At 36.6% G+C, this 24,548-nt stretch carries 30 protein-coding genes; 4 read left to right on the forward strand and 26 right to left on the reverse strand.

Features of this window, described 5'->3' with window-relative positions; genetic code table 11:
• Window positions 1-145 precede the first annotated feature (145 nt).
• Entirely contained in the window at window positions 146-1,795 is a 1,650-nt protein-coding gene (locus CC97_RS08935) for a hypothetical protein (RefSeq protein WP_044974673.1), read from the reverse strand.
• Between the two features lie 158 nt (window positions 1,796-1,953).
• Window positions 1,954-2,478 carry a hypothetical protein gene (locus CC97_RS08940; RefSeq protein WP_044974674.1) on the reverse strand — a complete coding sequence of 175 codons (525 nt, stop codon included), beginning with the start codon at window positions 2,476-2,478 and terminating at the stop codon, window positions 1,954-1,956.
• A gap of 290 nt (window positions 2,479-2,768) precedes the next feature.
• On the opposite strand from CC97_RS08940, the gene CC97_RS08945 reads away from it, so the two are divergent.
• Entirely contained in the window at window positions 2,769-3,815 is a 1,047-nt protein-coding gene (locus CC97_RS08945; RefSeq protein WP_044974675.1) for a virulence RhuM family protein, read from the forward strand.
• A 180-nt stretch (window positions 3,816-3,995) separates the two neighbouring features.
• Here CC97_RS08945 and CC97_RS08950 read toward each other — a convergent pair whose 3' ends face one another.
• Together CC97_RS08950 and CC97_RS08955 are read right to left on the reverse strand one after the other, a co-directional pair.
• On the reverse strand, window positions 3,996-4,217 hold the full coding sequence (locus CC97_RS08950) for a hypothetical protein (RefSeq protein ID WP_044974676.1): 222 nt from the start codon (window positions 4,215-4,217) through the stop codon (window positions 3,996-3,998).
• A gap of 149 nt (window positions 4,218-4,366) precedes the next feature.
• Window positions 4,367-4,552, reverse strand: a complete 186-nt coding sequence (locus CC97_RS08955; RefSeq protein WP_044974677.1) for a hypothetical protein — start codon at window positions 4,550-4,552, stop codon at window positions 4,367-4,369.
• A 175-nt stretch (window positions 4,553-4,727) separates the two neighbouring features.
• Between CC97_RS08955 and CC97_RS08960 the strand changes: the two genes are divergently transcribed.
• Complete coding sequence (locus CC97_RS08960) at window positions 4,728-4,949, forward strand: hypothetical protein (RefSeq protein ID WP_044974678.1); 222 nt, start codon at window positions 4,728-4,730, stop codon at window positions 4,947-4,949.
• Window positions 4,946-5,284, forward strand: a complete 339-nt coding sequence (locus CC97_RS08965) for a type II toxin-antitoxin system RelE/ParE family toxin (RefSeq protein ID WP_049962800.1) — start codon at window positions 4,946-4,948, stop codon at window positions 5,282-5,284. The genes CC97_RS08960 and CC97_RS08965 overlap by 4 nt, the downstream gene beginning before the upstream one ends.
• A 289-nt stretch (window positions 5,285-5,573) precedes the next feature.
• Here the strand turns inward: CC97_RS08965 and CC97_RS08970 are convergent, their stop codons facing one another.
• Window positions 5,574-7,184 (reverse strand): transposase, encoded by a 1,611-nt coding sequence (locus CC97_RS08970; RefSeq protein WP_044974680.1) that lies wholly within the window; start codon window positions 7,182-7,184, stop codon window positions 5,574-5,576.
• A gap of 162 nt (window positions 7,185-7,346) precedes the next feature.
• Between CC97_RS08970 and CC97_RS08975 the strand changes: the two genes are divergently transcribed.
• A complete protein-coding gene (locus CC97_RS08975) occupies window positions 7,347-7,571 on the forward strand; it encodes a hypothetical protein (RefSeq protein ID WP_044974681.1) in 225 nt (74 codons plus the stop codon).
• Between the two features lie 148 nt (window positions 7,572-7,719).
• Here CC97_RS08975 and CC97_RS08980 read toward each other — a convergent pair whose 3' ends face one another.
• The 21 genes from CC97_RS08980 to CC97_RS09075 all read right to left on the reverse strand — a co-directional run bounded on the left by CC97_RS08980 (window position 7,720) and on the right by CC97_RS09075 (window position 24,474).
• Entirely contained in the window at window positions 7,720-7,941 is a 222-nt protein-coding gene (locus CC97_RS08980) for a hypothetical protein (protein WP_044974682.1), read from the reverse strand.
• Window positions 7,942-8,268: 327 nt separating this feature from the next.
• The gene (locus CC97_RS08985) at window positions 8,269-8,463 is read right to left on the reverse strand and encodes a mobility-associated LCxxNW protein (RefSeq protein ID WP_044974683.1); all 195 of its coding nucleotides are present in this window, start codon (window positions 8,461-8,463) and stop codon (window positions 8,269-8,271) included.
• Window positions 8,456-9,238 (reverse strand): IS21-like element helper ATPase IstB, encoded by a 783-nt coding sequence (gene istB, locus CC97_RS08990; protein WP_044974684.1) that lies wholly within the window; start codon window positions 9,236-9,238, stop codon window positions 8,456-8,458. Before istB ends, CC97_RS08985 begins: the two co-directional genes overlap by 8 nt.
• Window positions 9,238-10,002 carry a hypothetical protein gene (locus CC97_RS20965; RefSeq protein ID WP_242848160.1) on the reverse strand — a complete coding sequence of 255 codons (765 nt, stop codon included), beginning with the start codon at window positions 10,000-10,002 and terminating at the stop codon, window positions 9,238-9,240. The genes istB and CC97_RS20965 overlap by 1 nt, the downstream gene beginning before the upstream one ends.
• Complete coding sequence (istA, locus tag CC97_RS20970; RefSeq protein WP_242848161.1) at window positions 9,950-10,777, reverse strand: IS21 family transposase; 828 nt, start codon at window positions 10,775-10,777, stop codon at window positions 9,950-9,952. The genes CC97_RS20965 and istA overlap by 53 nt, the downstream gene beginning before the upstream one ends.
• Window positions 10,778-10,925: 148 nt before the next feature.
• Window positions 10,926-11,918: a CatB-related O-acetyltransferase gene (locus CC97_RS21310; RefSeq protein WP_049962801.1), complete on the reverse strand. Its 993-nt coding sequence runs from the start codon at window positions 11,916-11,918 to the stop codon at window positions 10,926-10,928.
• 77 nt (window positions 11,919-11,995) lie between these two features.
• A complete protein-coding gene (locus CC97_RS09005) occupies window positions 11,996-13,171 on the reverse strand; it encodes an SAM-dependent methyltransferase (protein ID WP_044974685.1) in 1,176 nt (391 codons plus the stop codon).
• A gap of 46 nt (window positions 13,172-13,217) precedes the next feature.
• The gene (locus tag CC97_RS09010; protein ID WP_044974686.1) at window positions 13,218-13,517 is read right to left on the reverse strand and encodes a glycosyltransferase; all 300 of its coding nucleotides are present in this window, start codon (window positions 13,515-13,517) and stop codon (window positions 13,218-13,220) included.
• Complete coding sequence (locus CC97_RS09015) at window positions 13,510-14,529, reverse strand: radical SAM/SPASM domain-containing protein (RefSeq protein WP_044974687.1); 1,020 nt, start codon at window positions 14,527-14,529, stop codon at window positions 13,510-13,512. The genes CC97_RS09010 and CC97_RS09015 overlap by 8 nt, the downstream gene beginning before the upstream one ends.
• 2 nt (window positions 14,530-14,531) lie before the next feature.
• A complete protein-coding gene (locus CC97_RS09020) occupies window positions 14,532-15,554 on the reverse strand; it encodes a radical SAM/SPASM domain-containing protein (RefSeq protein ID WP_044974688.1) in 1,023 nt (340 codons plus the stop codon).
• A gap of 22 nt (window positions 15,555-15,576) precedes the next feature.
• The gene (locus CC97_RS09025; protein ID WP_044974689.1) at window positions 15,577-16,578 is read right to left on the reverse strand and encodes an NAD-dependent epimerase/dehydratase family protein; all 1,002 of its coding nucleotides are present in this window, start codon (window positions 16,576-16,578) and stop codon (window positions 15,577-15,579) included.
• Window positions 16,575-17,165: a dTDP-4-dehydrorhamnose 3,5-epimerase gene (gene rfbC / locus CC97_RS09030; protein WP_044974690.1), complete on the reverse strand. Its 591-nt coding sequence runs from the start codon at window positions 17,163-17,165 to the stop codon at window positions 16,575-16,577. Before rfbC ends, CC97_RS09025 begins: the two co-directional genes overlap by 4 nt.
• Window positions 17,144-18,040 (reverse strand): NAD(P)-dependent oxidoreductase, encoded by an 897-nt coding sequence (locus CC97_RS09035; RefSeq protein ID WP_044974691.1) that lies wholly within the window; start codon window positions 18,038-18,040, stop codon window positions 17,144-17,146. The genes rfbC and CC97_RS09035 overlap by 22 nt, the downstream gene beginning before the upstream one ends.
• On the reverse strand, window positions 18,037-19,350 hold the full coding sequence (locus CC97_RS09040) for a glycosyltransferase family 4 protein (protein WP_044974692.1): 1,314 nt from the start codon (window positions 19,348-19,350) through the stop codon (window positions 18,037-18,039). The genes CC97_RS09035 and CC97_RS09040 overlap by 4 nt, the downstream gene beginning before the upstream one ends.
• Window positions 19,347-20,675, reverse strand: coding sequence for a lipopolysaccharide biosynthesis protein RfbH (gene rfbH / locus CC97_RS09045; RefSeq protein ID WP_044974693.1), 1,329 nt, complete (start codon window positions 20,673-20,675; stop codon window positions 19,347-19,349). Before rfbH ends, CC97_RS09040 begins: the two co-directional genes overlap by 4 nt.
• The gene (gene rfbG, locus CC97_RS09050) at window positions 20,675-21,733 is read right to left on the reverse strand and encodes a CDP-glucose 4,6-dehydratase (protein ID WP_156036846.1); all 1,059 of its coding nucleotides are present in this window, start codon (window positions 21,731-21,733) and stop codon (window positions 20,675-20,677) included. The genes rfbH and rfbG overlap by 1 nt, the downstream gene beginning before the upstream one ends.
• Window positions 21,730-22,509: a glucose-1-phosphate cytidylyltransferase gene (gene rfbF, locus CC97_RS09055; RefSeq protein WP_044974694.1), complete on the reverse strand. Its 780-nt coding sequence runs from the start codon at window positions 22,507-22,509 to the stop codon at window positions 21,730-21,732. The genes rfbG and rfbF overlap by 4 nt, the downstream gene beginning before the upstream one ends.
• A 57-nt stretch (window positions 22,510-22,566) precedes the next feature.
• Entirely contained in the window at window positions 22,567-22,887 is a 321-nt protein-coding gene (locus tag CC97_RS09060) for a hypothetical protein (protein ID WP_044974695.1), read from the reverse strand.
• The gene (locus tag CC97_RS09065; protein ID WP_044974696.1) at window positions 22,859-23,284 is read right to left on the reverse strand and encodes a hypothetical protein; all 426 of its coding nucleotides are present in this window, start codon (window positions 23,282-23,284) and stop codon (window positions 22,859-22,861) included. The genes CC97_RS09060 and CC97_RS09065 overlap by 29 nt, the downstream gene beginning before the upstream one ends.
• Before the next feature lie 61 nt (window positions 23,285-23,345).
• Window positions 23,346-23,927: a hypothetical protein gene (locus tag CC97_RS09070; RefSeq protein WP_044974697.1), complete on the reverse strand. Its 582-nt coding sequence runs from the start codon at window positions 23,925-23,927 to the stop codon at window positions 23,346-23,348.
• Entirely contained in the window at window positions 23,893-24,474 is a 582-nt protein-coding gene (locus CC97_RS09075) for a glycosyltransferase (protein ID WP_081850058.1), read from the reverse strand. Before CC97_RS09075 ends, CC97_RS09070 begins: the two co-directional genes overlap by 35 nt.
• Between the last annotated feature and the right edge of the window lie 74 nt (window positions 24,475-24,548).

Here is a 24,548-nt window from a genome sequence, read left to right on the forward strand (position 1 = left end):
GCAGGCGTTTTGATATAATCCCCTTAGAGTAAACACTCGAAATAACGAAAATCGTGTATACACTAAGGGGGTTATTTTTTACGCAGGCTGGTTATGCTGATCTTTTTAAATCCGAAATCAGATTTCACCGTATATCCGTGTTTTCTTAATCTATGACTTTAACACTGAAACTGCAGCGTGTATGCGCCTGATCATCAAATGTTACGCTTACACTGCCGCTGCCTTTTTCAATTATCCTTCTGAGTGCAGTTGACTTCAGCGTAAATCCGTTTCCGCTCAGTGACATGTATAGTTTGGATGTGAAATCCTGGTTTCCGAATTTTACTGAAGAAATGTTCTTTGCTGCCTTCGGTCCTATACCATAGCTGAACGGTATTTTGATCTCCTGTGTGTCTGCCGTGATCTCAAAATGTGTTTCTTCAAGATAAGGTGTCGAACCGTCGTCAAGAGTGATCTGTGCAGATGTTTTGTCCGGATCATCGAACACGAAGCTTAATACGCCTCCGCCGAGGTCTCTTGCATATTCCGAAAATTCCTTGCTCAGAACGATCTCGTTATCCGTAAAGTCCATGTACGAACCTGCTCCGAGGATCTGGAACTTTTCACCTGAAGGTGTGGTAAGCTCAGCAGATGTAAATCCCGTCGCTGCTGCATCGTATAATCCGAGACTGTATGGCACACGTATTTCAGCATTACGTGCTACAGTATAGTTTCCTTCATTTACATACGGTTTCGCCGATACGGCAAATCCAACATTCCAGACTATCGATGTTGAAGGAAAATCGTACTTTGCATCCGGATCCCACTCGCAGTCGCCGTTGCATTCACCTGTCAGACGAAGAGAAAATGTCTTGAAATTCACATCGGCATTTTTCATTTCCTCATCGGTCATCATTCTGTAGCTGTACTTTTTCTCGCCGTTCACATCTTCACACACGTATTTGTATGCTTCCGGACATCCGCCGACCGATGCCGTTATAACTTTTTCACGCTGTGAAAGTACGGTCTCTGAACCGTCATCGCTTCTGATCACTGAAAGGCAGACAGCCGGCTTTCCGTCTGCGCTCCAGTCACGGCTTCCGGCAAGCATAACAGGATTTTTCGCATCCTGCTCATAGTAAGCCGACACTCTTGCAACCACTGTTACAGAAGCCGAACTCTTGTTGATAACCGTAAGCGGATCACTCGTTCCTGAATAACTTTTCTTTCCGCTGTCAGAAGCGGTACCGTTGCAGAAATACACATTGGCATTATCGGCATAAACGCTGTCCGGATGCTTTTCTGCATTCGTTTTGCGTATAAGTCCCTGCGGATCAGCGACATAATCAAGAGTATCGTTCTGCACCGGCAGTGTCACCTGAAATACCTTTGTGCTGACAAGCCCCTCAATATCACCTTTCCCCGTGTTAACTGATGATGCCTGATCCTGCGGGATCTCCTCAATTGTAAGATTTACATCATCCTTATTGTTCTCACCGGCACCGCTTCGTGCTGCTTCAATGAAAGTATCTGCAGTACCGTCCTCATTTTCGTCTGTACCCTGTTCGTTCTCTTCCCTGATATCAGCATTTTCATCTTCCCGGACTTCACCTTCAGACTCACCGTCCTGATCCTCCGCCGCATTCTCTGCAGTTTCCGGTTCCTCCGTGTCCTCTGATACCTGATCTTCAGCCACCGCCGAAGCTGGTTCTCCGGCAGAAGCAATCTCATCCGCCGAAACAAGTGCGCACGTCATATTTGCCGCAAGCATTGACGATGCGATCAGAAATGCTGATAAACGCTTAATGTCATCCATGACTATACCTCCGTTTAGCTTTCCAATGAATTTATATTTACTTCCCTGAAACGCCAGGGAGCATCGCTCCGTTTCCCGCCTGAACAAGCGGAATTTTCAGCGTTTCCTTTTATATGTAAACTGTTTCTTTACGTGTACATCCGTATGCACGCAGCGAATCAGTTTCCACCGACAATTATCTTCACTGCCATCTGCAGTGTGCCAACACTCTCCTTTTCATCCTTTGAAAGAAGCGTATAGGTAAGAACAGCCTTGTATGTACCGGCCTTAAGTTCCCTGTCAAGCGTTATATTTTCAAGGTGACTTCCAGGCGGCAGAACCGGTGAGGTGTATACCGGTTCGCTGTATCCGTTTATTTTCACATCGAAATACACGCTGTTGATATTGGAAAGAGGATTTTCAACAAAAGCATCCTCAGAATAAGCTTTTCCGTTCCGGAAAGTCCACTCCGAATTCATTTTAACGTCGTAGCTGGATGCAGCATTCACCTCAGCCTCAGAAGCCGACGGCACCACCGCAGGATCAGCAAGTACAACATAGTTTCGTTTCACATTCTTTTCCGGCACATCAGACTCTGTCCCGCCTGCAAACAGCCGGAACCCGGCATAGCACCCGAACCCCAGAGTCAGAACAATTAAGATCACAAACAAGACCTTCACTGCAGCCGAACCTGTTTTTCCCATAACCTGATTACCCCTTTACAAAAACAAAAAATGCATCACATGGAGAAACACCTGTCCCATATGACACACCTGTAAAATCTGTATTCCCCCATATTTTTCATCCCTATGCATCAATTATACCATAAACAGCGAGGTAAATCAAGGGTTTTTATACGGTTTGACCGCTGCTTTTATGAATCGTGATACTAATCTTGAATCGATTTATAAAAAATGATATAATATCAATCGATACACATATGTTAAATCATATCGGGCAAATACGCTGAATAATAAAATTGGAGGAAACCTGTTTGAGTAATAAAAAAGATCATATCAATATTCGCTCCAGTGCAGCTGAATATCTGACTTACGCTGCATCTGCCGGTAATCAGCAGGACAGCATTGAAATGCGATATGAAGATGAAAATATATGGCTTACACAAAAAATGATGGCTGCATTGTATGATGTAAGTGTGGCTGCGATCAACCAACATATAAAAAGAATTTATGAGGATTCAGAACTTGAAGCGGAATCAACTATTAAGAAATACTTAATAGTTCAAAATGAAGGTTCACGTCAGGTAAACAGAGAAGTGGCTCATTACAACCTTCAGATGATCATTGCAGTCGGCTTTAAAGTAAATAACGAGCGGGCTGTACAGTTTCGTAAATGGGCAAACAGCATTGTGAAGGATTATACAATCAAAGGCTGGGTTATCGACGATGAACGCCTGAAAAACGGCGGATCCGTACTCACAAAAGAATATTTCGACCGGCTGCTGGAGCAGATTCGGGAAATCAGGTTGTCCGAACGCAGATTCTATCAAAAGATAACAGATATATATGCTACAGCACTTGATTACGACCGTACATCGAAAACGACGAAGCAGTTCTTTGCAAAGGTACAGAATAAGATGCATTATGCTGTGCACGGACATACTGCAGCAGAACTGATATATGAAAGAGCTGATGCTGCTAAGCCGAATATGGGACTGACTACATGGGAAGCAGCGCCAAATGGTAAAATTGTAAAAAGTGATGTCAGTGTTGCAAAAAATTATCTTACTGAAAAAGAAATGCGTTCACTGGAACGTATAGTTTCTGCGTACCTGGATCTGGCGGAAGACCGCGCGGAACGTCATATTCCGATGACAATGGAAGACTGGTCTAAAAGGCTTGATTTATTCCTTATGGCAGATGACAGAGAGATCCTTAAAGATGCAGGAAAAATCACAGCAGAGATAGCTAAAGCAAAGGCTGAGACAGAATTTGAAAAATACCGCGTAATTCAGGACCGATTGTTCGTGTCTGACTTTGACCGATATCTGCAGGAACTGGAGGAAAATGCAAAGGAATAACTGGTAAGTCGCGAAAGATGCTGGCGTGACTGTCGGTGAGTTTAAAGAGAAAGCGGGAATAGAATAAATTATACCACGATTTAAATTACTAAAGCACAGTGCTTTTTAAACAGCGGCCGGAATTGGTAATACGCCTTTTCCGGTCGCTGTTTTTATTTTTTCATAATAATTTAGATTTGTTTACAGTTTTATCCCTGCCCGAACAGCAAACTCCTGAACAGTCATTTGTGCTCTCTGAGCAGCAACATCTAAAGGTAAGAAGCCGTCCCTTACTAAATCAGCAAGAGTACTGACCCTTTCATCAAGCCTTTCTGAATTAACAACTGTTTTCCAGTCTATCTGCGCATCCTGTCGCATACGGATCATTTCACGTTCTGTTGGATTTGACATAATTAACTGCATAGTCTTAGCCGCCTCCTTCACTCCGGAATTATCAATATCGTTTACTTCTTCCCAGGAACTTGCACGAAACGCTTTTGCCTACTCAACAGGTACCTGTTTTTTTCAGATTACTTGATACATGAATTTACAACCGTCATCATAGCGTTCCGTCATACAATCAGGCCCTGCTTTCTCAGGTTTTCTGCTGCTTTTTGCTTTGCTGCATCAGCATCGAATTTAGTTGGAGGAGTTGTGACTATCTGTACATATGCACGAAAGCCTTCCTTCCCCTGAAAAATAGGTACTATCGGCTTACTGTAATCTCTTACAGCCAGGTTTAAATTAGCTTCGCCCATATTCACACCGTCCTTCCCCATTATTAACAATATTCGGATACTATATACACTTGTTAATTTAAGAATACCACAATTCACCGATTATTTCAAGTGTTCGGTTTCATTTCTATTGTCTAACTCCTCAAAAAATGATATAATAACTATAGAAGCAGACTTCTAAGGAAAGGGTGATTTTATGAGTACAAAGGAAATGGCTTGTTCAATGATCAATACTTGCAACCTTGACGATGAAGCTATGAGAAGTGTTATGAGATATATTCAGTTTCTTGTCAATGAATCAGAAAAGCAGACAGCGGCAGTTCAGCTCCTTAACGAGTTGGCCGAAGGCGAAAAGTCTGCTGCTGAACAGGGCTGGCTTTCACCAGAAGATGTTGAACGGGAGTTAGGGCTATTATGAAGCTTGTTATCGCACCTTCTGCAAAAGACGATTTAAAAGAGATAAAAGAATACATTTCAGTAGAACTTTCTAATCCAATTGCAGCAACGAATGTTGTAAAACGAATTATAAACAGTTATAAAGCTTTAAAAGATATACCTGAAATCGGTATCCCGCTCGACCGTAAGATAAACGTTGAAACATCTTTCCGATTTATTATCAGCGGCAATTATCTTGTCTTCTATAAGATCAGCAATGATGCGGTTGAGATTCATCGTATTCTGTATAAAGGCAGAAATTATATCCGTGTTCTTTTTCCGGAAGAGTATAATGATATTCGCGAAAATTTCGAATGACTACTTGAGTGATTTCTCACTGAATTGAAACGATAACCAATGATATCATCACTACTCTTGATTTGCACAAAAAGTATAAAAGAGTAACGAGTGAAGAATACAGACTCATACTGGAAATAACCCGTAAAATCAAAGAGCATATTTACAACAATATAGATGATTAGAGCGTCAAAACAGCGATTTTGACTTTTCAAAATTCCAATAGAATCTTGAAAATTTAATATTATTACAAATTATGGATATATCGAAACGTAAATCTCAATATTTAGTAGCTTTCCTTACTCATTTTTCAGGCTATTACCGCATTTTGGGCGCGGCATGCCGAGCCTTGCATGAATTTGCAAAACTTCTGGATGTTCATAGCAGTTACTTTTGCTCCAAAGAATAATTTCTTTCGAATCATACCTCTTGCCGGTATTTTGTCAACATGATATTTTCTTCGAAGAATGGATGGAAGTGATTCAACACCATTTCGGAATTTAGTTAAGTCACTAAATTCTTTTGTAGAACGTTTTCTCTGTTGCTGAGCTCTGTTTTTACTTTTTAATGAGACTGTTTTCTTACAAACCTTTACTCTCAAGTTAGGTTTACATTCATTAAAGTGTGGACAGTTTTCGCACTTTTCTTTATCGAAGGATGCTACGCACTGCCCTGTCTTTTTATTGTAGCTGCAGCTTATTGGTTCATGTCCTCCGGGACACTTTAAGATCTGTGTTCCGTCTTCACTGAATTCAAAATCAGCATTGATATCTGGTGTTTCTTTACCAGTAAGATTAGTGTTTACAATTTCAATGTTTTTTGATTTTGCTAATGCTTCATCAGCTGTATATGCACCGTCAGCTACTATTACTGTGCGGTCGTCTTCCGGCTGAGAATTCATTCTTTCCATTGCATCATTGATGAATTTCTTATCGCTGTAATTGTTTGTTTCAAACTGAAAATCAGTTACAAGCGTATCACCGTTTTCATTTGATGATTCTACTAAATTGGCAACGTATCCTATATGATTTTTACCTGCTTTATGGCGAAATGTTGCTTCCGGATCCGCAGGATTCTGAAGTATTGAAGAATCCATACTTGAATCGTCTGCATCTTTAAGCTGACGGATTCCGTTAGGATATATGTTAGTCTGCTCATTGAGAAAGCGTACCAGCAATTTATATGCACTGCTGTCTTCAATATCTTCATCACACAGGTTCATCAGAATTTTTGCATCTTCAAGAATAGTTACAATCTTGCTATCAACAGATTCACTACGATTATGATATACTACTTTATTTCTGTCATCTACATCAGCATAATGCATGTATTCCGAAGGCACTTCTGCATTACTGCGTTTCATCTCTTTTACAAGGTTTGAAACACATGTATAAAGCAGTTCGAGACGCGACATTTTCTTCACATTTGCAGATATCATCATGCTATCCATACGTTTAAGATGATGATCTATTCCCATAACAAGCGCCATAACATCTGTTATTTCTTTTTCCGTATTTTGTATGAGATCTATTCCTGTTTCAATTTCATACATTGCTAATCTTTCACGAAATCTTCCAAGACTTCTGTCACTAAGGGGCTGTTCATCAAATGATGTTGTGTGAAGTGCATACTGATATCTTATGTCAAACAGCAATGATTCAAGAAATTCATCATCGGACTGTCCTGTTAGCTGCTGAATGAATATTGCGCCTACGAGAACGTTTACCGGAGTATTTGGACGCGATAATTTTTCGCTGTAAAGAACCGCATACGGTGTTTCATCTATTGCAGGAAATACTTTTTCAGCAAATACTTTTGCCCATGATTTTTCTAAAAATCTGCGTTCTCTTTCTGTTAAATTCAGCGTGGAATCGAACATTGACATTTGTTCATTCCTTAAATCGTTTGCTACGAATGACATTTCTTTTTCCTCCGAAATTTGATACTTCTATTGTACCATATTTCGCGTTTTCATTTGTTGTAATAATATTAAATTTTCAAGATGCTTTTGTTGGCTCAGATTGGTCTTACCCTTTTGACGCCCGAATCATATAGATGATATTAATCAAAAGGCGTTAATCGTATGTTAAATGAAAGAATTATACTTTATACTGAGGAGGCAGAAGCTAAGGGCATAGAAGAAGGACAGGCACTTGCTTTTGCAATTCTCCAGACAATCATCTCACTCAAAGACGAAAGTGAATCTGATATTATTGCGGCTCTTACTGAACAGTATGATCTGAAAGAAAATGAAGCGAAAAAATATATTGATAAGTTCAACATGATAAGTACTTGCAGGATCAAATAAAAATATTTTCTCAGCCGGATGGCACGGGTTAAAGCTTGTGTCATCCGGCTTCCCGATTTAAATCGATAAAGTGTTTTGACTTCTAAACAGCAACTGGTTAAATGCCTTTTCCAGTCGCTGTTTTTTTATTATAATAATTTAGATTCGTTTACAGTTTTATCCCCGCACGAACAGCAAACTCCTGAGCAGTCATTTTCGCCCTCTCGGCTGCAACATCAATCGTTAAAAGGCCGTCTCTTACTAAATCAGCAAGAGTACTGATCCTTTCATCAAGCCTTTCTGAATTAACAACTGTTTTCCAGTCTATCTGCGCATCCTGTCGCATACGGATCATTTCACGTTCTGTTGGATTTGACATAATTAACTGCATAGTCTTAGCCGCCTCCTTAACACCAGAATTATCAATATCGTTTACTTCTTCCCAGGAACTTGCACGAAATGCTTTTGCCCACTCAACAAGCCACTGCTTTTTCAGATTTTTTAATCTTTACATATCACCATATCATTGGTAAATTGAAAGCTGATACTATATTTTTTCCAAATAATTCAGCGACACCAATTGCACGTGGATATTCCGCTTAGCGAGTGCACCTGTACCGGAAATTCAGAGCAGGTGATGGCGATGAATTAGAGCACCCTTTTCCGGAGCACTGAGCAAGTGAATCCGGTCAAGAGTGCAGTAGGTAAATCAACTCAGTTAAATTTCAGGATAGTCAATACCATTTTCTTTGAGAAGATTAGTAAGAACTTCAATGTAGTCATAGAGTTTATGAATTTCGATCCAGTTACCATGGCAAAGCTCATCTGCTTCTTCAAGTTCATGACGAGTAATCTGATAGTCTATCCATTTGAGGCATTTATGATTCTTGCTGAACGCACAGTAATCATTCATGTTCTGAATCCTCCTTTGCAGAAGATTTTAAACCATGACGTTCTCTCATGGATACATCTCCTTCTATCATAATTTCATATGAATTATGAACAATACGGTCAATGATAGCTTCGCAAAGGGTTGCATCACATTCATCACCGATACGGGAGTACCAGCCAGAAGGTTCAAACTGTGTACAGAAAATTACGGAACCTTTAATACTGCGGGCTTCGATGATCTCCAGCAATTCTCTTGCCTGACTTGTTGTCAAAGGGGTAAGAAGAAATTCATCAAGTATGAGCAGATCTATCTTCTGATAGTTCTTAATCACCTTAGAGTATGTTCCTTCTCCACGAGCAACTGCAAGTTCATTAAGCAAATCAGGAAGCCTGATGTATCTGACTTTAATAAAATTTCTGCAAGCAGCAATTCCTAAAGCACAGGCAATATATGTTTTTCCATTACCAGAAGCACCTTTTATGATTATGTGGTGACTGTCTGTTATGTACCTGCAAGTTGAAAGTGCAATTATCTCACCTTTGTTGAGGTTTCGGTCAGCGTGGTATTCGATATCTTCAATGCATGCATTGGGATATCTGAATTCAGCGTGGCGGACGAGTTTATCAAGCCTGGTATTTCTTCTTTTTTCCCATTCTTTATCAACTAACATTCCCAATCTGTCTTCAAACGAAAGTCCTTCAAAATGTTCCGGATTTGCGCACTGATTCTCGAAAGCCTCAGCCATTGCAGAAAGGCGAATCTCACGCAGTTTACTGATAGTAGCCTGTTTAACCATTACTTTGCACCTCCATTGTAGTAAGCGGCGCCTCTTGTAATGCCATATGAACTGCTTTCTTTTCTGGATTTAGGCTGTTCAGTTTTTACTGTATCCTGACCATTTTTAAGAATGGTTGTAATATTTTTAAGACTTGGTTTAGGCGTATATGACAAAGCTTTTGCGCATGAGCTTTCCAGTCTGTGCGTCGAATATTTGTCTGCAAGCTTCATAAGCGAAGCACATGCTTTGTAACCTTGTTTTTCTTCTTTATGCATTGTTAAGAATGTCTTAACCACAAGAAGAGTACAGGTACCGATATTTTCGGCCCACTTAATAAAGCTTTCTGAATTGTATTCAAGAAATTTACGATGATTTTCCGGCATATGTTCAGGGATATATACAGGATCTTTTTCATATCGTCTTCGAACGTGTGAAGCTATTCTGTTTCCCTGATAGAACACTTCAACACAGTTTTCAGTTGATCTGATATCGACCTTTTTCCAGATGTACTCATATGGTACTGAATACTTGCAGTTTCCTACAGTGATCAGGTAATCCGGCTGTATCTTTGCTGATGACCATACTGCTGTTTCATATGGTTCATTTGGAAGAGGGATAAGATATTCTTTTTCTTCTTCAAGAAATGCCGATAAACGACTTCCTTTTTTCTTTTGAAAATTTCTTGAATTGAATTCAGCAAGTTTTTCTCTGATAGCATAATTAAGTTCATCAAATGAAAAAAAACTTTCTGTTTCTGAGTGCTGCCAGAATCCAGGTTTCAACGACCTTTACTGAGCCTTCTGCGCTTGGTTTGTCCTTGGGCTTAACAGGACGTGCAGGGATTACAGCTGTTCCGTAATGCTCAGCCATCTCATGATATGAGCGATTCAGTATCAATTCGCTTCTTGTATTCTTGATAACTCCGGTTTTAAGGTTATCCGGAACAAGAATTCTTGTAGAACCACCGAAGAAATTGTAGGCGTGGACGTGCGCTTCTATCCAGTTATGAGATTTCATATCCGGAAATGCTTCAACATAGCTGTACATACTACAGCTCAGAGTAGCTACAAAAACATATGCGGGTACTTCAACTCCAAGTGCTGCATCCATTACAGGAATGGTGTCGCCAACCCAGTCAACCTCAAGGACTTCTCCAGGTTTATGCTTAATACGAAGAGTTGCCTTAGTTGTGACCGCGAAAGAGCGATACTTATCGCAGAACTGTGTTCTCTGGTACGGAATGCTGTGTTCTTGTTCGCATTTTTCACAGTATTCAGCCCAAAGAAGAGTAAGTGTAACTCCAGGCTTTGCAAGTTCATTGTGAATGTGTTCAAAGTCAGGGAGCTTATACCCTTCATTATGTCCACGTTCCGGATAGAACATTCTTTCAATTTTGTGATTTGAAAGATCTTCAGGAAGCGGCCAGGACAGTTCATGCGTTTCAGCAAGCTTAATGACAGCAGCTACTGTATTTCTTGAACTTCCCACGTTAACAGCTATTGCTGCGTTACTGAAATTTTCACTTTTCAGTTTGATGATTTCACGATAATTTACCATGATTATCGTCCTCCATAAAGTATTTATTTACACATTGCAATGTGTATAAATATATTATGGGGACTGCACTGGATTTCCGTCAATACATGCTCTGAATTTTCGTCATTGGCTGCTCTATTTCATCGTCACGGGGTGCTCTAAATTTCCGTCACGAGTGCACTGGGCGACCGGAATATCCAGCACGGATATTTTGAGAACTTCTGCTGGTGATATATGCATCACTATGATTGATAAGCGATTCTATTGTTACAGAGCTCTCCGTAACAATATCAATACAGCAGTCAAAATCCTCATATTTATTTAGTTCATGCATAACTGATTTTACAGATAGTTCTTTATTTGGTAAAGCATCTGGAAAAAACAATACAAGCTGCGAATCCATATTGTGAAACATATTACAGAACTGATTAATAACATAAGCATATGACGAAACAGTTGCGTCATCATCCACTATATATACATATACCTTTCCGTCATCTATAAATTTATCGAAATATGGATTTACTTCTGAACTTTTAATTAGTTCTTCCTTAGCTTCAGGATAGAATCGTTTTATAAATTCTCTTACATCACCATCAAGGTATTCCCTGTTTTTAATCAATTGGTTACTGTCCCAATTCCACCATCTTATTATCTCTAAAGCTTTAATCGTTTCATCATCAAATCTCTTTTTAATTATTTTAGCTGGATTTCCTCCTACTATTGCGTAAGGCGGAACAGTTTTGGTTACAACTGATTTTGACGCAACAACAGCTCCGTCGTGAATTGTAACACCATTCATTATCGTTGCGCCGTTTCCTATCCAGCAATCGTTTCCGATAAGAATTTCTCCTTTACGTAACTTATTATGATTTAATTTATTTTGTGAAAATTCTCTAATCACCCCTTGATAAACAGATTCGTAATCATGATCCATATCAATCAAAAATAATAATTCCTCAGCAATAGATGAATATTTTCCAATTTGTAAATTATAAAGTTTATCATTATATTCAAAATTCAACGCTGTTTCTACCGTTGCATCTACAATATATGAATCTAAACCTATATAAAGTGCAGGAAATAAATCATCATTAACATTTGTAAAAATATAAGTTGACTCTTTTATTTCACAAGGTTCAAAATGAAATTTTATATACATAACTACCTCATTCTTATTTGACTATAAGCTCATAATTACTATTGCATCAAAATATTATTTTAGTATTATATTTAGGTTTATATTTTCTCAATTTTAACAGTAAATTTATCCGCAGTAAGTCGTGCAGCCGTTTCATTCCATTCTTTCTGAACAAATGCAACTGTTCTGTTATTTACTTCATTAATGTATTCTTCCGGTACATTTGTATGATGAACAACTCCCACAACTTCTGACTTGATATCCATACCGGCAAGCTGTTCAAGGAACTGTTCAATAGTTAGATTCAAAGAATATTTTGATGATCGAACCTGTCTGTGTCCTATAACATTCAAGAAAGTATAAATATCATAATTGTTTTTAAGATATACAAACATCTGACCGCCTTTTTTCAGAAGCGAATACACATGTCGGATAATTTTGAACGGCTCAGGATATTCGTTTATATTTTCTCCGATTATGATATAATCAAATACTTCCTGCTTAAAATGGTCTGATGCGTCTGCCGGAGAACATGTGAATACGTTATCTGTACCACAGAACGTCTGAAGATCGATGAAATATTTTCCTTCAGAAGTAATTGCACAGCATGTAGCGTCAAAAATATCATACTGACGAAGATGATTCTTTATTTCAAGTATCGGAGTACCGCACCGTATATCAATACCAAGAATATTACAATTATCTTTATCAACCGGCGGTTTAATCAGCGGAAGAATTTCTGGAATGAAATTATTTACATCATCCCATGCATCTATACCGAAGTATTTTTCACGAAAGTTCTGCCGACCTATTGCAAGATCATTATTTATTTTCTGAGCCTGTTCAATTGTACAATTTCTTTTTTCGTGATCATGGTGAATCCAAGTGTCCCCTGCCAGAATAGCTTTGTAACCAGCACGACGTACTCGAAATGTAATATCATCATCGCCAAAATTATGTATAAATCCAACATCATGAAGAGGAATACCAATAGCATAAAGACATTCCTTGGTGAATAGCGTTCCAAGAGTTACGATTCTAAGTCTTTCCTGCCATTTTTGAGGATTTGAAATATTAAAACGTTTTATTATTTTATGCATTTCATCTTCATCATTGAATTCAAAATCAATTTGCTGAAAATTACTTACATTTGAACTAACCGGATTTATCATTCCTATCTTATTATCAGATTTTGCAATGGTTATCATATTTGATAACCAATTTTCAGTAAACACCAAATCACCTGCAACTATTACAACATACTTTGAAAGCATTTGAGCGCTAAAAATGTCCCATGGTAAAGTGGAGCCTCTATTTTCATTAATACGAATAATATGTTTTTTTTTCGTATTCTACATTTTTAAAATACTCTAACGTTCCATCAGTTGAACCATTATCAATCAACCACAAATCGCAATCAATTCCAGATATTGTTTTCAATATACTTTCAACACATTTTTTTGTTTTGTTTAATCCGTTATAGGTTTGAACAAGAATGGTAACTTCGCTTTCGTAGTCTTTAAGATTATAATTAGCGATTTGTTCTCTAACCTGATAAATTGAACCATCGATTTCGTTACCTATTGCTTTACTAGTATTTACTTCGATTAATTCATACATTTGAATTCTCCTCAATTTTTCTCAACAAATCTTCTCTAAACAAATCAATATTATCTGGTTGTCCTTGCTTTAACTGACCACAGTTACTGCACACTTTAATGTTTTTCCTTTGTCCCATAAGAAACTCTTTTCTATACTTTTGTATAATTTCATTGTTCCATAACTCTTTCAAAGAATGATCTTTTACATTTCCAATCAGCATATTGCGTTGCCAATCTAAAAAGCAAAGACTAGCGGTTCCATTTGAATTAATAGCAAAAGAATAGAATACATACGGACAAACCAAAACTTCGCTTATTGCCTGACCATAAATTCCTCTTTGTGAATTAACGCTAACTTTTGTTTGTTCGAATTCTGGCCAACAATCCATTATGCTTTCTATAAAGATTCCATCAGCAATATTTCCAAATATCTCTATAAACTTTGCTTTTTCTTCTTCTGAAAGTATATCTCCATTTATTTTAACGATCATTTCAAGATTTTTTTTATTTTCATAAAGATACCTAATATTTTCAACGATTTTATCAAATTCCACATTACATCCTGAAAACTCTTTATATTTTTCGTTTGTCACGCCTTCAATAGAAATATTTATTCTATCTAATCCTGCTTCGATTATACCATCGGATATATTCTTTGTAAGTAGTGACGCATTTGTAGTTGTATCTACTCTCAAACATTTTTTTGAATCTTTTGCGTATTTAACCATATCTACAAATCTAGGATTCAGCAAAGGTTCACCATCTTTATATAATCTTATTACTTTAACGGCTGATTCAAATTCATCAAGATCATTTATTATTTTTTTATAAAGTTCCCATTCCATCACTCCAAAATTTCTTCCTGGAGTGTTCCTCATTAATTCTCTATTTCCAGTCGGACAGAATTTACATTGAAAATTGCATTTATCGCAAGGATCTATAAAAATAATAAATGGTGTTTCCAAAGGAATAACTGTTTCGAGTTTTGTTCTGTTTTTTAAATCAATTCTAGGTTTCCATTCCGCATTCATCTTTATCGCTCTCCAAAATAGTTTTGATTTAGAATTCTATTTTTTATTTCACATCTATCTGCATCTATATTATCATAACAACCATACTTTATTACTTCACATGATTTGCATAGTTCATTTTTCTCTCTGATTCCATCAAGATGTGACAACTGTATTTCTTTTAGTTGTTCACCTAACCAAATATTTTTTAATGAATTCGTATTTACATCACCAATAATTTGATTATGTTTCCAATCGCCCACACAAGTATCACAAGTTCCATCTGAGTTTATAACCATAACATAAAAAATATATGGACATACTGTCCTGTTTTCCAATGGCTGGCCATAGTTTCCTATATCTTCGTAATTATAACCGCTTAATTTGATATCAAAATCTGGCCAAGCTGGTGACAGACGTTCTAAAAATATTCTATCAGCCCACTCTCCAAATAAATCCATGAAATATTTTTGTTCTTCCTCTGTTAATACATCTTTAATACTTTTTACATATACAATGCAATTTTCACTGTTTTTGCACAAATCTGTTATATTATCGCAATATTTTTTGAAATCAATTTTTCTGCAAGTATTTTTATAGATTTGTTCCTCTGAAACACCATTAACAGAAATATTAATCTGATCTATTCCTGCATCAATAAGTTTTCTATTTAACTCTTTGTTCAGGAGAATTCCATTAGTAGTTGTTTCAATTTTTTTATACGCACCTGACCTTTTAGCGATTCGCACCATATCAACGAATTTAGGATTAACAAGAGGTTCACCTTCTTTATATAACCTAAGCACATTTATTGGGGTAGCAAATTCCAATGAATCCGATACAATTTTTTCAAAAAGGCTATACTCCATAACCCCATTGTTTCTACCATATTCAGCCATAAGATTATCATAACCACTTGGACACCATTTACATCTAAGATTACACAAACTTGATGGATCTACAAGCAAAACATATGGTTTCTTTAAAGGAAGCACCTCCGATAAATTATTTCGATTATTATTGTTTAAACGTGTTTGAATATTCAAATTATCACCTCTTTTTTTAGTTTTACAATCCGTATTCGCAATAAAGCTTATCTAACATATCACTGTATCTAGATACAATTCGCTTTCTGACCGGATTTCCATCAAGCCAATCCAAAGTCATTTTTATACCATCTTCAAAATGAATTGTCGTACTTTTAGTTTTCATTAATGTTTTTATTTTTGCATTCGCCCTTATACTATGCCACATTCTGTCATACATCATATCTAAAGGCTGAAAATCTGTTAATTTTAATGCACGATCATAAGGAACATGAAAAACATTACCTTTACTTAAACCAAGTGAAGATAACAATATTTCAGATACATCATTCCATGTAAGTATCTCATCTGTTGAAATATCAAACACCTCACCTATAGCTTCAGTACAACCAATTAGACAAACGAACATTTCAGCAAATTCTTTAGAATGAGTATAATTCCAAAGATAGCTTCCTTCTCCGGCAATCAATAATGGCTTCCCTTTTAGAATTTTATCAATTGCTGTCCAACAATTATGGCCAATCGAAACCGGAATAATTGTATCATATGTATATCCAGGTCTAACAATTGTAACTGGGAACTTATTCTCATAAAATTCATTCATAAACACTTGTTCTGCAAATAATTTTCCACTTATATATTCTGAAGAATTGTATGGATCTTTTTTTTCTGAAAGCTCATTAAAAGGTATGTTTTGGATATTTCTTTTATATACCACATCAGAACTAATAACGATATACTGTTTTGTTTTACCTTCAAAAAGCTTAATAGCTGTTTGAGCCTGCTCTGCGTTATAACAAATAAAATCGCAAACAACATCAAAGCTACAGTCTTCCAATACCTTTTGAGCTTCCTGATAATTACGTATATCACACTTTATTATCTTAGCTTCAGGATGAACTTCACGTCTGGTTGCATATGTAACACCTCTGTGAAGCTCGTACACCTCATGTCCAAGTTCTATAGCTTTCTTTGTACAATGCCAGCTAATATTTCCGTTTCCACCAATAAACAATATTTTCATTTGAAAACCTCATTAAGCACTTCAAATATCTTAAATGTCATTAATCCTCTGTCACGTTCCGAACAAATGACATTATCCAAATCATCAATTCTCCAGTCTATTCCTACATCTGGATCATCAAATCTTATTCCTGTATCGCTTTCTTTATCATATCGGCCATCACACTGATACAAAACAGTTGAACCATCTTCAAGAGATAGAAATCCATGAGCAAATCCTCGTGGAACATACAGTGATAAATGATTACGGTAACTTAATTCTACTCCAGCCCATTTTCCGTAATTACTGCTTTCTTTTCTCAGATCAACAATAACGTCATAAACACTGCCATTTATAACACTGACAAGTTTAGCCTGAGGGTTGTTAAGCTGAAAATGCATTCCTCTTATCACATTTTTCGCTGATAATGAAACAAAAGTTTCATTCACATTAAAATCAATACCAATCGACTGATAAATATCTTTCTCAAAGTTCTTAAAAAAACTGCCTCGGTTATCTTCAGAACAGAATCCGCTTATAACAACTGCATCACCAAGTAATTTTTCTTGTATTTCAAACACTTGTTTCACATCTCCTTTCTGATCCATTCAGCCGTTCTTTTTATGCCTTCACTGAATGTTATCTGATTTCTGAAACCGGTATCTCTTAAAACAGCTTCTTTGTCAAATTGTTCATAATCAATTGAAACACCGTTAAAAGGTATTTCACCGATTCCGATAATTGCATCATATGCAACAATATCTTTTAATTTTATCAGAAACTCTTTCAGTTTTCGAGGTCTTTCACTTCCGATATAATATGTCCGGCCTGTTGTTCCTTTTTCACCTATCGCAGCAAAGGCTTTTACTGCATCATCAATGTAAATGAAATCATACATCTGTTCCCCAGGTGAGAATGCACAGTGTTCATTTTTCAGAAGCTTTCGTATAGTAGTGTTGACAAGCCTCGGACTGTTTTCGCCTGGACCATAAACATTAGAAATTATTCCTCTTATGTACTCTGTTTTATTTGACACCGCTAAAGCTTTCATCATGTAGTCAGAAGTCATCTTAGCAGCAGAGTAAACTGACGAAACCGGCGGATCAGTTTCTGTTTCCATTAATGCAGATATCTCATACTCCATTATGCTTGATGCATACACTATACGTCTGCATTCAAGAAGCTTACACTGTTCCGTAAGAATACATGAAGCTTTTATATTATCAATCTGCAAACTGTAATCTCCACGTGCAGACCCTGAAGTTCCTGCCCATGCAAAATGATACAGCACATCAAAACCGCGATCCGTAATAATCTCGTTAAGCTGATGATAATTATTCAAATCGCAGCAGATTATCTTATCCGCATCAACACAAACATTTTTATTTCTGACAATTGCTGTTACATCATGACCTTTGGATTTAAGTTCAGAACACAATACTTTGCCAAGGAATCCGGATGCTCCTGTTACGATCACTTTCATTTGCCATCCTCCGAACCAATGAATTTTTTCGGATGCAGTAATCTGCACAGCTTTTCAAATTTATCATTTCTGAAATAATCAATGTAATGCATCGGGGAACTCTTACTGAAACTATAATAGATTTCAGGTAAATGTACATCTGCTTCGGCAAATAATCGTAATATTTTCTCTTTGTCCTCACCAGTGAAATACAGGAAATTTCCAAAAATATCCGAACCGATTAATTTTTCAAAATCATGTCCACGTTTATCTGAAGATAATGAATTTTCAACTGCAGTTATAAATGAATCTGCATTCACATCTGCGTCATACTTATCAATAACGGATCTGCGTGCTGACATTCCGAGCGTTTTCCGCTTATCAGCATCATTGCAAAGAATAATGCACTTTTCTATAAAATCATTCACATCAGATGCAACAAATCCCGTCATATCATTTTCCACTATCTCTCGTTCAGGCGGATTATCAAGAACTATTACAGGAAGTCCTGCGGCCATTGCTTCAAGCAAAGCGTTTTCTGTTGTTGCATAATTATTTTCTGAAAGCGGATAACAGAAAGTATCAAATGACAGAAGATACTTTTCAGGATTATTTATATATCCGGTAAATTCAATACATCCCTTTAAATCAGGATATTCCGAAAAGAAATTATTTATGAAATCTTCTGAATATTTCCCGCATAAAACGAATTGCACTTTCGGAACTCTTCGTTTTATTTCAGAACAAATTCGAGGAAAATGTGAATTCAGTTTTGCAAAATCCAAAGTGCCTATATAGCCTATACGAATTTCTTTTCTTGTTTCATAGTCTGTTTTGAAAGAATAATTAAGAGGCCTGAAATCACCTGTTCCGTATACAAAAGCACTTTTCTTTAAAATCAGGTTTTTATCTGAATCTGAAAAGCAACTGTTTTTAGCTGAACACGGTGAGGTGAACAAAAGTCCTTCAAACTGCAAAAGAAATTCCGGAGTCAGAACAGGATACTGCAGTCCGTTTATATGAGACCACAAAACAAGTCTTGTTTTGGCTTTTCCAAGTTTCCTTATCAAATCCACAGTCAAAGGATGTGCCCACCAGTTAAATATGACCGCGTCAGCATCTTCTGCAAGTTTGATTATTTCTTCGCAAGAAGGTTCAGTAATTAAATCTGCACCACATGTCTGGCATACCTGACTATATTTTTCTTCAACTGGCTTTTCCAAAAGGACAATAGTATTTTTGCATTTATCTGAAGTGTTTTTAATTATTCCGCTTATAGCCTTTCCGGCGCCACCACCCATATGAGCAGTTATATACAGAAGATCAATCATATCAGTTTCCCTATAATATTCTTTAACTCATCAGACATTCTTACAAGCATCTCTTCAGTCATTCCCGGATAAACACCTACCCAAAATGTTCTGTTCATTATGATATCCGTATTAATCAAATCACCGACAACTCTATAGCCCTCACCAGATTCTCTCATACTGTTAAAACACGGATGCTTGATTATATTTCCTGAAAACAGAAGTCTTGTCTGTATATTATGATCTTCAAGATACTGAAGAACTTTTTTTCTTTCAATATTTTCAGGTAATGTCATAGCAAATCCAAACCAGCTTGGATCAGAATTAACCTCCGCTTCCGGAAGAATGATCTTGTCTTTAAGGCAGTTCAGGCTCTCTCTCAGAAACTTAAAATTCTTCTTTCGTGCTTCAGTAAATCTGTCAAGCTTTTCAAGCTGTGCCACTCCCACTGCCGCCTGCATATCGGTAACTTTCAAATTATAACCTAAATGAGAATAAACATATTTATGATCGTATCCCTGTGGCAGGTCTCCAAACTGACCATCATATCTGTGACCACAGAAATTATCTGTTCCGGAAGGACAGATACATTCACGTCCCCAGTCACGCATTGAATGGATTATCTTTGCAAGAAGCGGATCATTTGTATAGACCGCACCACCTTCACCCATAGTAATGTGATGAGGAGGGTAGAAACTTGACGTTCCTATATCACCAACTGTACCTGTAAAATATTTTTTACCATCCAGTGTATATTTTGATCCAAGCGCATCACAGTTGTCTTCAACAAGCCAAAGATTATGCTTTTCACAAAAATCTTTAACTGCTTTCAGATTGAACGGATTTCCAAGTGTATGTGCTATCATGACTGCTTTTGTTTTATCAGATAATGCATTTTCGAGCTGCGTGCAGTCAATATTGTAAGAAGGAATGGTGACATCCACAAACACCGGTACAGCACCATACTGTATGATCGGTGCAACAGTTGTCGGAAATCCGGCTGCAACTGTAATTACTTCATCACCACGTCTGATTTTTCTCTCTCCGAGAAGATCAGAAGTAAGTGTCATAAACGCAAGCAGATTTGCCGATGAACCGGAATTTACAAGAAAGCATTTCTTCACTCCGAGTTTATCAGCAAATCTCTTTTCAAATTTCTCCGAATACTTTCCGGTTGTAAGCCAGAAATCCAGAGCGCTGTCAACAAGATTCACCATCTCATCGGAATCGTAAACACGTCCGGAGTAATTTATTCTGTCGCCAGCTTTATATTCTTTTTTGTGATATGTGTTACAGTAATCCTTAACCATATCAAGGATCTGTTTTCTCATTATTTCTTCACTCATTAGTCCAGATACTCCTTTATCTGATCAATAGTTTTCTCATTCATATTTTCCTTGTTATAAAACGCTTGGTACCATTCAACAGTTTTGCTCACTGACTGTTCAATATCCCACTTAGGGTTCCAGCTGAATGTCTGCAATATTTTTGAACAGTCAAGTTTAAGAAAATTCGCTTCATGCGGAGCGTTTTCTTCTGACACATTCTTCCATGAAGCATTCCCCCATGATTTGCAGAACAAATCTGTAATCTCACCGGTAGTAATACAGCTTTTCATTTCCGGTCCGATATTGTAGCAACCGGAATATTCTTTATTACTGTACTGCTTTTCAGCGATCATCATATATGCAAAAAGCGGTTCAAGAACATGCTGATACGGTCTTATGGAATAAGGATTCCTTACTGTTATTTCTTTTCCCTGCGAAGCTGCTCTTGCGCAGTCAGGAATGATTCTGTTAGGTGCAAAATCTCCGCCGCCTATGACATTACCCGCTCTTGCTGTTGAAACAGCTGTATTGCTTTCTCCGAAGAATGAACGCACATAACTTGCCGTTACCAGTTCAGAACATGATTTACTGTTTGAATATGGATCATATCCGTCAAGTCTGTCGTTTTCTCTGTATCCCCAGCACCATTCATTGTTTTCATATACCTTATCAGTTGTCACATTTACTACAGACTTCACTGAATCAGTTTTTCTTACAGCTTCCAGAATATTTACTGTCCCCATAACATTGGTTTCATATGTATAGCGTGGTTCTGCATATGAAATTTTAACAATTGGCTGTGCAGCCAGATGAAAAACTATTTCGGGTTTATTATCCTGAATCGTCTGATACAGTTTTTCAAAATCACGTATATCACCAATAACTGAATTTATCCTTGCATCAGTTTTTAATATACTGAAAACCGATGGATCAGTAGGGGAATCAAGTGCATAGCCTGTGACTTCAGCACCGAAATAATACAGTATTTCACAAAGCCATGTTCCCTTAAAACCAGTATGTCCTGTTACAAGTACTTTTTTTTCATTCCAGAAATCTGCATCTATTAATTTCTTCATTCCCATATTTTCCACGGAGCCTTACCGCTTGCCCATATCTGTTCAAGAAATTCCTTATCTCTCATAGTATCCATGCACTGCCAGTACCCATGATGCTTATAAGCATTAAGCTTACCGTCTTTCGCAAGTTTTTCAAGTGGTTTGCGTTCAAAAACAAGCTGATCATCATCGTTCAGATAATTGAATATTTCAGGTTCAAGCACCATGAATCCGCCATTTATCCAGCCTCCATCTTCCTTGGCTTTTTCCGCGAATTTTGAGATTAAACCATTATTCTCTATCTCTAACACACCAAAACGACCACCTGGCTGAATAGCAGTCATTGTTGCAGTAGCACCAGATTTCCTGTGACTATCTAACAATGCGTTCAAATCAACATTTGATACGCCATCACCATATGTCATCATGAATGTTTCATTGCCAATATATTTTTGTATCTTCTTTATTCTTCCACCAGTCTGTGTCATAACACCGGTTTCAGCAAGTGTCACTTTCCATGGTTCAACTTCTGAATTATGAAGAGTCATAGAATTCTCATTAGTAAAATCAAATGTGACGTCTGAGTTGTACATGTAATATGCAGAAAAATATTCTTTGATAACAAAACTCTTGTATCCACAGCATATTACAAAATCATTAAACCCAAACTCAGAATAATACTTCATAATATGCCAAATTATTGGATGTTCGCCAATACCGATCATTGGCTTCGGTTTCAGATGGCTTTCTTCACTGATTCGCGTACCAAGCCCGCCAGCAAGAATTACTACTTTCATATGCTTTTCCTCATATTTCTTATATATCAAATACAGTGTAATCTAAATTAACAGAATTTACGTCAACCTCATTTTTATCTTAAACTGTTCGAGCATAAACTCGACTAAATCTTTCATTGCTTCACAAGAATTAAGCGCTTTTCTCATTTCTTTTATATAAGCTACAGCATTGCTGTTTTCAAGTTCCTGATTAGCTCTGTACATATAGTAACCGAAACGATGAAGATTAGGCAATACTTCAACATCATTTTCATCTAATAGTAATTCAGAATTATAAATATTAAGAACATAATCGCTTAAAAGCGAAATAAAGCGAATATATAATTCTTCTTTTTTATTATCATTCAAATCAAAGGTTTTTATAGCAAGCCAGTTCATACATATCAGTAATAAACCGAAATCCTTTAATTGAACTGGTAAAGCTTTCAGGAATCCCATAATCAAGAACTATCTGTGCATAATCATCATGGCAATTCAAGACAATCTGTAGATTATTTCTCAAATCAGATAAATCTATTTTATTGACAACGACGCTAATATCTACTTTGTGTTTTATGGCTAGATAGAATACTTCACTGTAATGTCCATTCCAAGATTCTATTTGTTCAATAAATTCAATTAGTTTTGAACTGAAGTCGTTATAATTTTGTATACTTACCATATACATTAATTTTGAAAAATTATCATCTAATCCACTCTCGGCTATATCGCTTGCAAACTTTTCTTTTTCTTCATCCTGTAACCAGTTATAAAATGCTTCTAAAGCATATAACATTACTGAATATTTCTCGTCATCATTTAATTCAATTATCTTTTCGTGATAATATACAATTCGACTATATTCCTTGCTTTCTGTACACAGTAATTTTATCGCTGATATAAACATCTGTGAATTTCGAACCTTCAATTGTAGAAAAATCAAGCTGATCTAATATATCAAAAGCATCGCTATATTTGCTTAGCTTTTTATAAATCATTATTAAATTGTAAGTACAAGTCTCAAAATCTGATTTTGTTAGACCAGCAATCGGATGTGTACACATTTCAAATTCATTAAGCTCGCCGTTTTTGTACTTTTCATAAAACTTAAAATAACGCTGAAATGCACTACATGCATCTTCGTACATATCAAGAGTACCCAGAATATTAGCTCTCAGGAATTCGATTGCTACAGAAACGATATTACTATTCGCATCAATAAATACATTATAATACTCTTCGCACAAATCCAATGCATGTTTCCTGTCAACAGTCTGATAATACGAAATTGCCTGCATATAAATAACTTTTGAATAAAACAACTCACTATCAAGACGTACAATATCCAATGCTTCACATATATATTTCTCTCTTTCATCAGAAACTGAAGCATCTATTAAATGGCTAAGTAGCCTTAGATTTTTGGGATTTTTTCTCATATTCCATCCTCATAAGATTCAGATTTCTTATTCTTTTTTTCTCTTTTTGGTGATTGGATTCAAAACAATAACCTGTATGATGAAAAATGGTTGAAATATTGTAAAACGGATTTCTTATGGGTATAGTTTCGTGAATTGCTCCTTCAAAGAAACATGTCTCATCTAATTTTTGCAGCCTTGCTAAGCTAGAGTCAGCATAATTATCCAGCTTTAGATTTTGATAATTACGAACAATGATGTTCACAGATCTATATTTTTGATTATCTTTATTTTTTAAGAAATTTAATAATTCTGAGCAATCATTATCCAAGTATTCATCAGCATCAATATACATATACCACTGACCTGAAGCTTTTTTTATAGTTGAATTTCTCGCTTCAGCAAAATCATTTATCCATTCAAAATGATACACATTATCAGTATATTTTCTAGCGATTTCAACTGTAGAATCTGTTGAGCCAGTATCGGCAACAATCAACTCACATGGTATTGCATTCATTAACGGCTGAAGTGATTTCAGACATCTTTCCAGCACTTTTTTCTTCATTTTTTACTATCATTCCTATGGAAAGAATAATCTGTTTTTCTTTAGGTTCAGTATGTACTTTCATTTCTCATATC

The sequence above is a fragment of the Ruminococcus sp. HUN007 genome (assembly GCF_000712055.1).
In the GTDB taxonomy this organism is placed as follows: Bacteria; Bacillota; Clostridia; order Oscillospirales; family Ruminococcaceae; genus HUN007.

Excerpts from the sequence above, each read along its gene's own strand:
- CC97_RS09015 (WP_044974687.1), bottom strand. The coding sequence starts at position 14,529 with ATGAATGCGGAATGGAAACCTAGAATTGATTTAAAAAACAGAACAAAA.
- CC97_RS09075 (WP_081850058.1), bottom strand. The coding sequence starts at position 24,474 with ATGAAGAAAAAAGTGCTGGAAAGATGTCTGAAATCACTTCAGCCGTTA.
- CC97_RS21310 (WP_049962801.1), bottom strand. The coding sequence starts at position 11,918 with ATGTATATAAAATTTCATTTTGAACCTTGTGAAATAAAAGAGTCAACT.
- CC97_RS09070 (WP_044974697.1), bottom strand. The coding sequence starts at position 23,927 with ATGAGAAAAAATCCCAAAAATCTAAGGCTACTTAGCCATTTAATAGAT.
- CC97_RS08970 (WP_044974680.1), bottom strand. The coding sequence starts at position 7,184 with ATGTCATTCGTAGCAAACGATTTAAGGAATGAACAAATGTCAATGTTC.
- istA (WP_242848161.1), bottom strand. The coding sequence starts at position 10,777 with ATGGTAAATTATCGTGAAATCATCAAACTGAAAAGTGAAAATTTCAGT.
- CC97_RS08975 (WP_044974681.1), top strand. The coding sequence starts at position 7,347 with ATGTTAAATGAAAGAATTATACTTTATACTGAGGAGGCAGAAGCTAAG.
- CC97_RS09010 (WP_044974686.1), bottom strand. The coding sequence starts at position 13,517 with ATGTATGAATTAATCGAAGTAAATACTAGTAAAGCAATAGGTAACGAA.
- CC97_RS09065 (WP_044974696.1), bottom strand. The coding sequence starts at position 23,284 with ATGTTATATGCTTTAGAAGCATTTTATAACTGGTTACAGGATGAAGAA.
- CC97_RS09035 (WP_044974691.1), bottom strand. The coding sequence starts at position 18,040 with ATGAAAGTGATCGTAACAGGAGCATCCGGATTCCTTGGCAAAGTATTG.
- CC97_RS08950 (WP_044974676.1), bottom strand. The coding sequence starts at position 4,217 with ATGCAGTTAATTATGTCAAATCCAACAGAACGTGAAATGATCCGTATG.
- CC97_RS08940 (WP_044974674.1), bottom strand. The coding sequence starts at position 2,478 with ATGGGAAAAACAGGTTCGGCTGCAGTGAAGGTCTTGTTTGTGATCTTA.
- CC97_RS09025 (WP_044974689.1), bottom strand. The coding sequence starts at position 16,578 with ATGAAAATATTGTTTATTGGTGGAAACGGAAATATTAGCTGGCATTGT.
- rfbF (WP_044974694.1), bottom strand. The coding sequence starts at position 22,509 with ATGAAAGTAGTAATTCTTGCTGGCGGGCTTGGTACGCGAATCAGTGAA.
- istB (WP_044974684.1), bottom strand. The coding sequence starts at position 9,238 with ATGGTTAAACAGGCTACTATCAGTAAACTGCGTGAGATTCGCCTTTCT.
- CC97_RS09005 (WP_044974685.1), bottom strand. The coding sequence starts at position 13,171 with ATGCTTTCAAAGTATGTTGTAATAGTTGCAGGTGATTTGGTGTTTACT.
- CC97_RS09040 (WP_044974692.1), bottom strand. The coding sequence starts at position 19,350 with ATGATTGATCTTCTGTATATAACTGCTCATATGGGTGGTGGCGCCGGA.
- CC97_RS08965 (WP_049962800.1), top strand. The coding sequence starts at position 4,946 with ATGAAGCTTGTTATCGCACCTTCTGCAAAAGACGATTTAAAAGAGATA.
- CC97_RS08955 (WP_044974677.1), bottom strand. The coding sequence starts at position 4,552 with ATGGGCGAAGCTAATTTAAACCTGGCTGTAAGAGATTACAGTAAGCCG.
- rfbC (WP_044974690.1), bottom strand. The coding sequence starts at position 17,165 with ATGGATCAGAAAGGAGATGTGAAACAAGTGTTTGAAATACAAGAAAAA.
- CC97_RS08980 (WP_044974682.1), bottom strand. The coding sequence starts at position 7,941 with ATGCAGTTAATTATGTCAAATCCAACAGAACGTGAAATGATCCGTATG.
- rfbG (WP_156036846.1), bottom strand. The coding sequence starts at position 21,733 with ATGAAGAAATTAATAGATGCAGATTTCTGGAATGAAAAAAAAGTACTT.
- CC97_RS08960 (WP_044974678.1), top strand. The coding sequence starts at position 4,728 with ATGAGTACAAAGGAAATGGCTTGTTCAATGATCAATACTTGCAACCTT.
- CC97_RS09060 (WP_044974695.1), bottom strand. The coding sequence starts at position 22,887 with ATGAACTGGCTTGCTATAAAAACCTTTGATTTGAATGATAATAAAAAA.
- CC97_RS08935 (WP_044974673.1), bottom strand. The coding sequence starts at position 1,795 with ATGGATGACATTAAGCGTTTATCAGCATTTCTGATCGCATCGTCAATG.
- rfbH (WP_044974693.1), bottom strand. The coding sequence starts at position 20,675 with ATGAGTGAAGAAATAATGAGAAAACAGATCCTTGATATGGTTAAGGAT.
- CC97_RS08985 (WP_044974683.1), bottom strand. The coding sequence starts at position 8,463 with ATGAATGATTACTGTGCGTTCAGCAAGAATCATAAATGCCTCAAATGG.